Annotated in this window: 9 protein-coding genes and 1 pseudogene; 3 read left to right on the forward strand and 7 right to left on the reverse strand. The window is 44.0% G+C overall.

The genetic code is table 11. From position 1 onward, the window contains the following. Position 1: 1 nt before the first annotated feature. Both kdsB and uvrC read left to right on the forward strand, forming a co-directional pair. Entirely contained in the window at positions 2 to 775 is a 774-nt protein-coding gene (gene kdsB / locus LIN98_RS06980; RefSeq protein ID WP_005570275.1) for a 3-deoxy-manno-octulosonate cytidylyltransferase, read from the forward strand. A gap of 138 nt (positions 776 to 913) precedes the next feature. Then, positions 914 to 2,743: an excinuclease ABC subunit UvrC gene (gene uvrC, locus LIN98_RS06985; protein WP_005567177.1), complete on the forward strand. Its 1,830-nt coding sequence runs from the start codon at positions 914 to 916 to the stop codon at positions 2,741 to 2,743. A gap of 386 nt (positions 2,744 to 3,129) precedes the next feature. On the opposite strand, the gene LIN98_RS06990 is transcribed toward uvrC, so the two are convergent. From LIN98_RS06990 to LIN98_RS07015, 6 genes and pseudogenes are all read right to left on the reverse strand, one after another. Further along, complete coding sequence (locus LIN98_RS06990) at positions 3,130 to 4,221, reverse strand: extracellular solute-binding protein (RefSeq protein WP_050846362.1); 1,092 nt, start codon at positions 4,219 to 4,221, stop codon at positions 3,130 to 3,132. 19 nt (positions 4,222 to 4,240) lie between these two features. After that, positions 4,241 to 5,092: an ABC transporter permease gene (locus LIN98_RS06995; RefSeq protein ID WP_050846361.1), complete on the reverse strand. Its 852-nt coding sequence runs from the start codon at positions 5,090 to 5,092 to the stop codon at positions 4,241 to 4,243. Further along, entirely contained in the window at positions 5,089 to 5,958 is an 870-nt protein-coding gene (locus LIN98_RS07000; protein WP_005567173.1) for an ABC transporter permease, read from the reverse strand. The genes LIN98_RS06995 and LIN98_RS07000 overlap by 4 nt, the downstream gene beginning before the upstream one ends. Beyond that, positions 5,955 to 7,011: pseudogene (locus LIN98_RS07005) on the reverse strand (ABC transporter ATP-binding protein). The gene LIN98_RS07000 and the pseudogene LIN98_RS07005 overlap by 4 nt, the downstream one beginning before the upstream one ends. A gap of 238 nt (positions 7,012 to 7,249) precedes the next feature. After that, on the reverse strand, positions 7,250 to 8,329 hold the full coding sequence (gene selD / locus LIN98_RS07010; protein WP_014167752.1) for a selenide, water dikinase SelD: 1,080 nt from the start codon (positions 8,327 to 8,329) through the stop codon (positions 7,250 to 7,252). A gap of 541 nt (positions 8,330 to 8,870) precedes the next feature. Beyond that, entirely contained in the window at positions 8,871 to 9,719 is an 849-nt protein-coding gene (locus LIN98_RS07015; protein WP_005567170.1) for a Fic family protein, read from the reverse strand. Positions 9,720 to 10,186: 467 nt separating this feature from the next. On the opposite strand from LIN98_RS07015, the gene LIN98_RS07020 reads away from it, so the two are divergent. After that, the gene (locus LIN98_RS07020; protein ID WP_005567169.1) at positions 10,187 to 10,348 is read left to right on the forward strand and encodes a hypothetical protein; all 162 of its coding nucleotides are present in this window, start codon (positions 10,187 to 10,189) and stop codon (positions 10,346 to 10,348) included. Positions 10,349 to 10,731: 383 nt separating this feature from the next. Here the strand turns inward: LIN98_RS07020 and pntB are convergent, their stop codons facing one another. Next, the gene (gene pntB / locus LIN98_RS07025) at positions 10,732 to 12,156 is read right to left on the reverse strand and encodes a Re/Si-specific NAD(P)(+) transhydrogenase subunit beta (protein WP_005592768.1); all 1,425 of its coding nucleotides are present in this window, start codon (positions 12,154 to 12,156) and stop codon (positions 10,732 to 10,734) included. Positions 12,157 to 12,158: the final 2 nt, after the last annotated feature.

Genomic DNA, 12,158 nt, shown 5'->3' on the forward strand with positions numbered 1-12,158 from the left:
TATGACACAATTCACCGTGATCATTCCCGCCCGTTACGCCTCCAGCCGCTTACCGGGCAAACCCTTAGCCGATATTGCCGGCAAGCCGATGATTCAACACGTTTTTGAACAAGCCAAACAATCCGGTGCCGACCGCGTCATTATCGCCACCGATAACGAATTGGTGGCAACCGCCGCAAGAAATTTCGGGGCGGAAGTGTGCATGACTGCCAAAAACCACAATTCCGGCACGGAACGCCTGGCGGAAGTGGTGGAAAAACTGGTGCTGCCCGACGATGAAATTATCGTCAACATTCAAGGCGACGAACCGCTCATTCCGCCCATTATCGTGAAACAAGTGGCGGAAAACCTGGCAAAATACCCTGTGAACATGGCAAGCCTTGCGGTAAAAATTGATGACGCGAAAGAATTGTTTAATCCCAACGTGGTAAAAGTGCTGACCGACAAAAACGGCTATGTGCTTTATTTCTCCCGCGCCGTGATTCCCTGGGATCGCGATCAATTCGCACAAACGGACGATACGGCAAAGTTACGGCTGAATACCGAATATTTACGTCACATCGGCATTTACGCTTACCGTGCCGGATTCATTAAACAATACGTACAGTGGCAGCCGACTGCGCTGGAACACATCGAAAAACTGGAACAATTACGCGTGCTTTGGCATGGCGAAAAAATCCATGTAGAACTCGCTAAAGAAGTGCCTGCCGTGGGTGTGGATACCCCCGAAGATCTGGAAAAAGTGCGGTCGATTTTATCGGAGAAATGCCGTTAACGTATTTTGCACCTAAATTGACCAATCTCCCCTAACTCCTCTTTGCTAAAGAAGGATATTTTCTTTTTTCTTTAAAGATTAGACGAATATAATGCTTCAAATCATTTCACTATAGAACTCGATTTAATTAATCTCATTATGACTTTCGACGCCAAAAAATTCCTCGCCAACGTACCGCACTTACCGGGCGTTTATCGTATGTATGACGATAAAAGCACGGTGATTTATGTGGGCAAGGCGAAAGATCTGAAAAAACGCTTATCCAGTTATTTTCGCAAGCAGTTAAGCAGCAAAAAAACGGAAGCATTGGTGGCGTCGATTCAGCATATCGAAACCACCATTACCACATCGGAAACCGAAGCCCTGCTCCTAGAGCACAATTACATCAAAACCTACCAGCCGCGCTATAACGTGCTGTTGCGCGATGATAAATCTTATCCGTACATTTTATTAACCAAAGAAACCCACCCGCGTATTACCGCTTATCGCGGTTCGAAAAAAATCCAAGGGGAATATTTCGGTCCTTATCCGAATGCCGGTGCAGTGCGCGAAACCCTGTCTTTATTACAAAAACTGTTCCCCATTCGGCAGTGTGAAAACTCCGTGTATAACAACCGTTCGCGCCCCTGTTTGCAGTATCAAATCGGGCGTTGTCTGGCGCCTTGCGTAAAGGGCTATGTGACCGATGAAGCCTATGCGCAGCAGGTCAATTTCGCCCGCTTGTTTTTACAAGGAAAAGATCAACAGGTGCTGGATCATTTGGTGAAGCAAATGGAACAGGCAAGTCAGCAACTGAATTTTGAAGAAGCGGCACGCGTTCGTGATCAAATTCAGGCAGTGCGGGCAGTAATTGAAAAACAATTTGTCGCCAACGATCGCCATGACGACATTGATATTATCGCCATCACCTATCAACTCGGCGTGGCCTGCGTGCAGGTTTTGTTTATTCGTCAAGGTAAGATTTTGGGCAATCGCAGCTATTTTCCTAAAGTCCCGAGCAATACCAATCTGGCAGAACTCACGGAAACCTTTGTGGGGCAATTTTATTTGCAGGCGCACCAAGGCAGAACCATTCCGAACACCATTATCGTGGATCAAAAACTGGACGAAAAAGTCGATTTGGAAACTTTACTCAGCGACCAAGCGGGACGCAAAGTCAGCATTCAGGATCATGCCAAAGGCGATAAAAGCAAATATTTGCAACTGGCACAAATGAACGCCAAAGCGGCGTTAGTCACCAAATTAAAACAATCCACATTACAGCACGATCGCTACGTCGCACTGCAGGAATTACTCGGCATCGCTGCCATCAAACGCATGGAATGTTTCGACATCAGCCACACCATGGGCGAACAAACCACCGCCTCCTGCGTGGTTTTCAACCAAGACGGACCGCTGAAATCCGATTACCGCCGTTTCAACATCAGCGGCATCACCAAAGGCGACGATTACGCCGCCATGGAACAAGCCCTGTTAAAACGCTACGACAAAGATCTGGAAGACGACAAAATTCCCGACATTATTTTTATCGACGGCGGCAAGGGACAACTCAACCGCGCGTTGCAGGTGTTCGAAAACCTTAATGTAAAATGGAACAAAAACCAACCGCACTTAATCGGTGTTGCCAAAGGCGTGGATCGTCGTGCCGGTTTGGAAACCTTGATTTTGAGCAAATGGGACAAAGAATTGCATTTACCGGCGGACAGCCTTGCGCTTCACTTGATCCAGCATATCCGCGACGAAAGCCACAATCACGCCATTAGCGGACACCGCAAAAAACGCCAACAACATTTCACCCAAAGTGGCTTGGAAAGCATTGAAGGCGTCGGCGCCAAACGCCGCCAAGCCCTGCTCAAATACCTCGGCGGCTTGCAAGGCGTCAAAAATGCCACCCTCGACGAAATCGCCTCCGTCCCCGGCATATCAAAAGCCCTGGCAGAAAAGATTTTTGAGACCTTGCAGCATTAGGTTGGAAAAAAGTGCGGTCCTTTTTCACAACGTTTTTCATGTCAAAAAACACCGGCACTATGTAGCAAATGTACAAAACGGTTGCTGAGACGGTTCCTGAGCTTGTCGAAGAATTAGTCGAAGCATGAGTTTTGTGCCTAAATAGGATGAAATTACTCATCCTTCGACAAGCTCAGGAACCGTAATTTCATCTTTGTGCAACAGCTACACAATAGTGAAAAACACGTGGGAAAATTATTCACAAACTCGATCTCTCGTTTGTTCACCCCTAACGGGGCCGTTGGCAAAGCCAACGTTAAAAAAACGTCGTTTTTTGTGACCGCACTTTTTGGATGAAAGGCACGCCTTAGAAAAACGTGCCGATATTTTAATAAGATTCGCTCCCCTTAACGTGAAATCACTTCTTTGGTGAAAGATTCCATTTCAGCTTTGCGCCATGGGGCGGAGAAGAAAATGGTGTCTTTTAAGCCGGATTGACTATCTAACGGACGAACCCCAAATTCTTGTCTTAATTTTTGTTGCACTTCTGGGGAAGTAATCCAGTGGACAAACACTAAAGATGCCGCAGGGTTCGGTGTATTTTTCGCCACCGTCATCACATTACCGCCGCCCGGCATGCCGAATTTCGGAATGTAGAATTTTAAGCGGTCGGTGATTGCGCCTTGTTTTTGCAAGCTGAACAAGTGATCCTGCCAGGCGGAGACAATCACCAATTCGCCGTCATTTAGGCGGGTTAAGCTGTCTGCATTGGAGGCGGTGCGAATCAGCGAATCTTTTTTGCTGCTGAACCAATCCCAGGTTTTCTTCCAGCTGGCAATTTGCGCTTCATCAATTTTGTCGGTGCGATAATCGTAGTCGCCGTTAATATAAACTAAAGCCCGTTGAATAAAGGCGTTACCTGAACTGCCGCCGTTCGGGTCGGAATAGCCGAATTTTTTCGGATGTTTATCAATATAATTTTCCATATCCTGCCAGGATTGCGGCAATTCCTCTTCTTTGATACGCAGCGGATCGTAAGCCAAGCCGGTTTGGTTACCCCAATAACCGACCGCCACATCACCCAGTTCCACGCCTTGCAAGTGATGATTTAATTTATCGAAATTCGGTAACTGATTCAGCTTGGTGAGAGTGTCGTTTTTCGCTACGTTACTCAAGCGATCCGCGTTGAGCACCACCACGTCCATTTTGCCGGTTTCCAGGTTTTTCTCGGCAATCAGTTTATTGATATTGCCGTCCATGGTGCCTTCCGGCACTTTGACTTTAATGCCGTATTGGCTTTCAAATTCTTTCACGAAATTACGGAACTGCGGCTGCAAATACCATACGCTCACCGTTACTTTGCCTTCTTTCTTCGCCAGCGCTTCAATTTCACTCCAGGATTTACCGCTTAAATCCGTTGCAGCCAGCGCAAAATTGGTCACGGCGAATGCCGCGGCGGTTAAGCCGATAGAAACAAGTTTACGAATATTTTTTTGCATAAGAGTCTCCTTATTAAAATTATGCTTTTCCTGTGGACTGAGAGAGATAATTACCTTTGAGCAGTTTTTCGATAATCATCATTAAAATAATGTTCGGCACCAAGAGAATAATGGATACCACGGCGGCATTCGGGCGAATGAAGGAATAGCCTAGGAAAGAATATAAAATGGTCGGCACGGTGATGAAATCCGGGGAACCGATCACAAATGAAATGGCAAATTCTTCAATACTTTTCACTAAACAAAAAATAATGGACGCCAGAAAACTGGGTTTGAGCATCGGCAGATAAACGTCCTTAAACACGGTCAATTTAGACGCGCCAAGGTCGCGACTCGCTTCAATTAAATCCTGCGGCACGGAAGAAAATCCCGCCGATAAAATCCGAATGGCGTAAGGCAGCGTTAATACGACGTGCCCGATAACAATCCCGATAAACGGATTATTAATGTTCAAATCCAATAACATACGGCTGAAGAACAACGCGATGATCATGCCCGGAATCACCAATGGAATTAACGTCAACAACTCAGCCAGTTTTTTTCCGCGAAATTCCATGCGCCCGAAGGCATAGGCGGTGGGCAATGAGAGCAAAATGGTAATCAACGAAACCGTCGGCGCAATAGTATAACTATTGAACATTGCCTCCGATAACGAGGTGGTTTCCCACACGATTTTCCAACGTTCAAAAGACAATGATTGCGGGAAAATGTCGGGATAGCTCCAAGGCTTTGACGGATCCACCAACGACCATAAGCCCGCCATCAAAAACGGCAGAAACAGCCAGATAAAATTCGCGAGGATAAAAAAGATGAGGGAAATGCGGGCGATTAATCGACTGTTTTTTGTCGTGATTTGTGCGCTGCTATTCATTTGACTTCTCCCCATTTCACCGCCAATGGCTTAATCAGCAACGACACCAGAATCGTGAAAAAGGCGGAAGTCAGCATGATCGTTAACGCCATCACCGCACTTTGGTTCCATTCTTCAAATTCATAAGCGGACATTTGCATTAAACGCGCCAAAGAATAGGTGCTACGCGGACCGGCAATACTGTAAAAGGCAAAATCGCCCAGCGCGCCGATGAAAATCAAAATAAAGGAAACCTGCACGGCACCGAGTGTCAGCGGGAAAATCACATAATGAAACCGTTGCCATGGTGTCGAACCTAAATTTGCCGCTGCATCCAGTAAATCGGTTTTTAACGAATTTACCGCGCCGCCGATTAAGATTAAGGCAAAAGGAATATTTTTCCACATTTGCAAAATCACCACGCCCCAGCCGAATTCGTCGTTTTGCAGGGTTTTCGGCTCATCCCAGATGCCTAAATAAACAAAGACTTCATTTAAAATGCCGTGATAGGAAATCATGTTGACAAACAGGAAGGCGGCGACCAATCCCGGCACCAGCATCGGTGCACGTAAGATGGTGATAATAGTGACTTTTGCCGGCAGTTTTTTACGCAGCCACATGGCAATGGGGTAAGCCACGATAATAGAGAAAATCGCCCCCAGCAATGACACTTTCACGGAATAAAGATAGGACTTTTGAAACACCGGGCTATTCAACACGGTTTGCCAATATTCCAGACTAAATCGGCTTTCCTCGCCCGCCATGCTGTATAAACCAAGGCTCTGCGACACGACAATATAGAACGTGGACCCCATTAAAAACAGGATCGTTCCCAAACCACTGCATAGCAGCAGCCAGGCTTTTAAATCATTTTTGAGATTTTTCATTTTACCGACTCCAAGAATTTAATGGCATTACGAGGAACCGTAAACGTCAGCGTATCGCTCAAATTCGGGCATTTCGTTAATTGCAAACGTAATTTTTTCTCTTCGCCGTCCCGTTGCACCATGCCCTGCACTTCTGTGATATTGCCCATAAATGCGGTGTTTGTAATATCTATGGTAATCTGATTTTCTGCCTGCTTATGCGTATCCGGCAACAATTCAATATCTTCCGGACGGAAACAAATATAAATGTGTTCGGATTCAGGCGGTTTTGCAGAAAAGACCGTGAAATCGCCGAAAATCGATTTGGCGGAATACAGATTTTCATCGATGGATTCGACCCGCGCCTCGGCAATGTTGGCAATACCGATGAAATCGGCGACAAAACGATTTTTCGGCTGATGATAAATTTCCTGCGGCGAACCGATTTGCTCAATGGCGCCTTTATTTAACACGATGATTTTATCGGACATAGTCAAGGCTTCCGCCTGATCATGAGTCACATAAATACTGGTGAGATGGTATTGTTTGGAAAGTTGCTTAATTTCAAAACGCACGCTTTCGCGTAATTTGGCATCCAGATTGGATAACGGCTCGTCAAACAAAATCACATCCGGGCGGGTGACCATTGCGCGCGCCAAGGCGACCCGCTGCTGCTGACCACCGGACAATTCGCTTGGCAATTTCAATTTATGAAAATCCAAATCCATTTGTTTTAACGCCAAATTCAGCCGTTGTTTTTGTTCTTCAATATCAATTTTACGTTGCTTTAAACCGTAGCAGATATTATGGGAGACGTTGAGGTGGGGAAAGAGTGCATAAGATTGGAAACACATGGCGGTATTGCGTTTTTCCGGCGGCACCTCATTGACATTTTTGCCGCCGATGAGAATCTCCCCTTCATCGGCAATATGAAACCCCCAATCAGGTCTTGCCACAACCGCTCGGACCAAGTAAGGTGACGAACTCCCCTTCTTCTGCAGTAAACGTAATGTTATTCGCCGCATAAAAATCACCGAATTTTTTCGTGATATTTTTTACTTCCAGTTTTGCCATTTTTACATCCTTCCAGCTTGGCTTATTGAATTTACTTATGTATTAAATGCTGGCAGGAATTGAGTTGTCAATTAAATAGGCAGAAGAATCTTGGAATCGTGATAGGGATCACATTATGGAGAGACGGCATGAGAGATTGAAAAGATCAAAAAGTGCGGTCGTTTTTTTCAACGTTTCTACTTGAAAAACACCAAGAAAATTGACCGCACTTTAAGTGCGAAAAGTTAAACGATGAGGGTTATTTCACTACAATAAATTCTGGCATTCCCTGTCTTTCAATTAATCTGCCGACAGGATAAAGCGCCACACCGGCTTTCTGTGCAACGGCAAAGACCTCGCTTTCCGCTTCCGGTTTAACGGCAATGAGCAAACCGCCGGAGGTTTGCGGGTCACACAATACGGCTTTTTGCAGATCGGTAATCGGGGCAATTTTGTGTCCGTAGCTGTCGAAGTTACGATTGGTACCGCCCGGGATGCAACCTTGCGCGATGTAATCGTACACGCCGTCTAAGGTTTTAATGTTGGCGAAATCCACTTCGGCATTCAGATCGGAACCTTCGCAAATTTCCGTTAAATGCCCTAACAAACCGAAACCGGTTACGTCGGTCATGGCGGTCACGCCGTCAATATTCGAAAATTGGCTTCCCACCAGATTCATTTGGCACATCCATTTAGTTGCCAACCCTTTGTGTTCCGGTTTTAATTTGCCCTGTTTTTCCGCCGTAGTTAAAACGCCGATGCCCAGAGGTTTGGTTAAATACAGGTTGCAACCGGCTTCTGCGGAGGCGTTTCGTTTGACTTTTTCCGTATCAATAATGCCGGTCACCGCCAAGCCGAAAATCGGTTCAGGCGAATCAATGGAATGTCCGCCGGCTAGGGCAATGCCCGCTTCCTGACAAGCGAAACGACCGCCGTCAACAATGCGTTGGGCAACCTCGGCGGGTAATTTAGTAATCGGAAATCCTAACACCGCAATCGCCATTATCGGCTTACCACCCATAGCGAAAATGTCACTAATTGCGTTAGTTGCCGCAATACGCCCAAAATCGAAAGGATCATCGACAATTGGCATGAAAAAATCTGTTGTGCTGATGATCCCGATACCGTTACCAATATCATATACTGCCGCATCATCTTTGGTTTCGTTACCCACCAATAAATTCGGGTCAACAAATTTTTCCATTTTTGAATGCAGAATACTCTCTAATACCTTAGGCGAGATTTTACAACCACACCCTGCTCCATGGCTGTATTGCGTCAATCGAATATTATCCACAGTGATTTCGTCTTGCACACCGTGCACAGCTTGATTTGTCATTTTCGCTCCTTTTTTATCAATGAACCACATGATTATAGCCCTCTCGCACTAAGGATTCATTAGTTGAAAGCAATTTCTTCGCAAAACAAAAAAGGGTATCTACTAGGTGATTTTCTAAAAAAGCTGTTTAGGAAGTGATTTTTAGAATACATTAAAAATATGATTATAGAAACCAATCCGCTTTTGGAATTTAAAATATACTCAATGAAAATAAGACATTAGAGCTAAGCACCTCTTTTCTACATACTGAATCTCTTCACCTTCTATTTCCCCATCAGATAGATATGAATTATATTTCATTTTCACTTCTTCGATTTGCTGTATCTAGTGGAAGACATTAATGTTCCTCTTTAGGTTTATCTACGGAACCAATTACATCGAAAAAAGCACCCTACATGTAAGAGAAATTAATCTCAACTATACCAATATGTAAAATATTCCGATTATTCCCGCGTGAGAAAAGTTACGTGGCGGCTCAGGAATTAATAAAAATACAATTCTTGTAAAAATTTAAACTGATACCATTACAATAGACTATGATTCAAATTTTATATAATTTTTCCTGCTCTTTAACAAGAGTAAGTTCATGCTTTTTTTCGCTAACCTCCTTTTGTTTAGCTAGCTGGTAGGCAAGTTTAGGATAATCCTTTTGCCACTGTGGATAAACTATCTGTAATTCACGTTCTATTGAACGTTGCACCGTTTCTTTTACTAATCTGGTGATAGCCTGGTAATTCCCATTATCGGCTTTCGCTAATGCGTTGTAATAAGCTTCCCTGTCTGTCGGCTCAATAATGGCGATACTGTATCCTACGCTCATCAGTTCGAGATTCATAATTAATCTACCGGTGCGTCCGTTGCCATCAACAAACGGATGAATTTTTACAAAATCTGCGTGTAATTCGGCAATTCGGTCTATATCTGGTTGTCCGTTATCTTTTGCCTGTTGATTTTTTATAATCAGATTTTCCATCGCACTTTGTAATAAATAAGGCTGTGGTGGAATATGCTCAGCACCCTGAATGGCTACCGGTACAGTGCGGTATTTTCCAGCATAGATTTCTTTTTCAGAACCTTTCAGTAATAATGCATTAAATTTTTTGATATGTCGTTCTGATAAAGATTCCTGTATTTTGACTATATCCAATAGGTAATTAATAGCCTCCCGGTGGTTGATTATATCCAGGTGATCTCTAAACGGTTTCCCCTTGGCCGTAATCCCGCTTTCCAATAATACCCGGGTTTCCATTAAGGTGAGCTGATTACCTTCAATAGCATTGGAAGCTTGGTTATAACGTAGCATAAAATCATCTTGTAAGGATTTTGCTGTAATGAGGTCAAGCGGACGCTTTGAATCCAATACTTTCTTTAGTTCGTCTAAGATATTCATATTTACTCCATCATACTAAAACATAATTATGTTTTTATGCATTTATTTATAAAATCCCTTTCTCTGTTAAACCTTGGGCGGGTACTCATTAAAGTACTCTTCTAGATTAATATCGTTTAATAACACATATTTTTTGGCTGCTTTATAAACATAACAGAGCTCATGATAGTTGTACGTTATTTGGCAACCGTCACCTCTTCTTTTGTTTAGCTGTGGCATAGCTGTTTTTGCAATCGTTCCCATAAATAACCCGGATTGTCTGATTAATGACCTTTGTTAGTTTACTCATACTTGTTCTCTTAGCGCGGTAAAATTTTATTAGTGATTTGATTAATCTCTGATTTTATTTCGCATAAAGTTGTTACACAAATTTATTTTTTAGTATAGATATGTTTTTATGTGTTGATTGCCATTACTGTCGTTTTTCAGTATGATGATGACGACTAAATTTTAAAAAGAAAATAACTATGAGCATAACAACACAAGAAACCTATCGTAAGGAAGGCTATTTGCCGCAAAAAGTGACACTTTCAGAAGAAGTTGTATTTTTCACTAAAATTGACAATGGCGAAATTAAAGTAAAATCCAATGATGAGGTCTTAGCCAACCTGAAAAAGATTATTGGTTAACAAGGCAAATTCTTTAGGCGTTTTTTCAATATCCGATTCTTTCCAATAGTCCGTTAGTTTATTACGGGTTTTCAAGACGCTCCAATATTTCTTCGGGGTTGGGCTGTCTGTTAAGATGCCAACCACATCTACAATCGAAAAATACCATTGTTCCTGTTCTTCGTCCCAATGGAGCGCACCTGTTTTTGTTCAAAAAGTTGAATATTATCCATATTTATTCACTCCAATTATTCACTGGATAAATATACACATAAAAAACATGAAAACTATACTGTATAAGCCGGATTTGGAATGGTGATCGCAAAATTTTATTTTCATAGCCGAATAAAAAAGTGCGGTGAAAAATCACCGCACTTTTTATCTTCATATTACAATGTAAAAAATTACAACGCTTTTAAAATGTCATCCACACGCTCTTTGGCATCACCAAACAGCATTTGCGTGTTTTCTTTGAAGAAGAGAGGATTTTGTACGCCCGCGTAACCGGTATTCATGGAACGTTTGAATACTACTACGTTAGCGGCTTTCCAGACTTCTAACACCGGCATGCCGGCGATTGGGCTGTGTGGATCGTCCATTGCCGCCGGGTTGACGGTGTCATTGGCGCCAATAACTAAGACAGTATCGGTATCGGCGAAATCATCGTTGATTTCATCCATTTCCAATACGATATCGTAAGGCACTTTCGCTTCCGCCAATAATACGTTCATGTGGCCAGGCAAACGTCCGGCAACCGGGTGGATACCGAAACGCACGTTGATACCACGTTCACGTAATTTTTGCGTAATTTCCGCTACCGGATATTGGGCTTGTGCAACTGCCATGCCGTATCCCGGAGTGATAATCACAGAGCCGGAATTTTTCAATAATTCCGCCACTTCTTCTGCGCTGGTTTCACGGTGTTCACCTTGTTCCGTATCGGAAGAAACCTGTACGTCATTCCCAAAACCGCCGGCAATAACGCTGATGAAGGAGCGGTTCATGGCTTTACACATGATGTAGGAAAGGATCGCACCGGAAGAACCCACGAGTGCACCGGTGACGATCAACAGGTCATTGCTCAGCATGAAACCTGCCGCTGCAGCCGCCCAACCGGAATAGGAGTTCAACATGGAAACCACCACCGGCATATCCGCACCGCCAATGGATGCCACCAAGTGCCAGCCGAAAGCAAGGGCAATAACGGTCATGACTAACAACGGAAAGATGTTGTCCGGATTGTTCAGAAACGCCGCCATCAATAAAGCGGAAACCACAAGCGCCGCTAAATTTAATTTATGGCGATGCGGCAACATTAAGGCTTTGGAATTGATTTTTCCACTTAATTTGCCGAATGCCACTACAGAACCGGTGAAGGTTACCGCACCGATGAAGATACCTAGGAACACTTCCACATTATGAACGCTCGTAAGGGCGGCTTGCTCAGCCAAAAATTTAGCTTGTTCTACATCGTTTAAGCCATTCGGCATGGTTGGGATATCATGCAAACCGTAGCTGTTATAGCCAACCAATACAGCGGCCAAACCGACGAAGCTGTGTAAGATCGCAACCAATTCCGGCATTTCGGTCATTTCCACTTTTAATGCACGTTGAATACCGATAACACCGCCGATTACCATCGCGATAATGATCCACAAGGTGCCTTCGGATTTTGGTCCGAAAATGGTAGCGATGAGCGCAATGCCCATGCCGATAATACCGTACCAGCAACCTGCTTTGGCGGTTTCATGTTTGGAAAGACCGGCTAAGCTCATGATAAAGAGCAACGCTGCCACAATATATGCAGCTTGTACTAAACCTTCTGACATCG

It is taken from the genome of Aggregatibacter actinomycetemcomitans (assembly GCF_023518055.1).
Classification (GTDB): Bacteria; Pseudomonadota; Gammaproteobacteria; order Enterobacterales; family Pasteurellaceae; genus Aggregatibacter; species Aggregatibacter actinomycetemcomitans.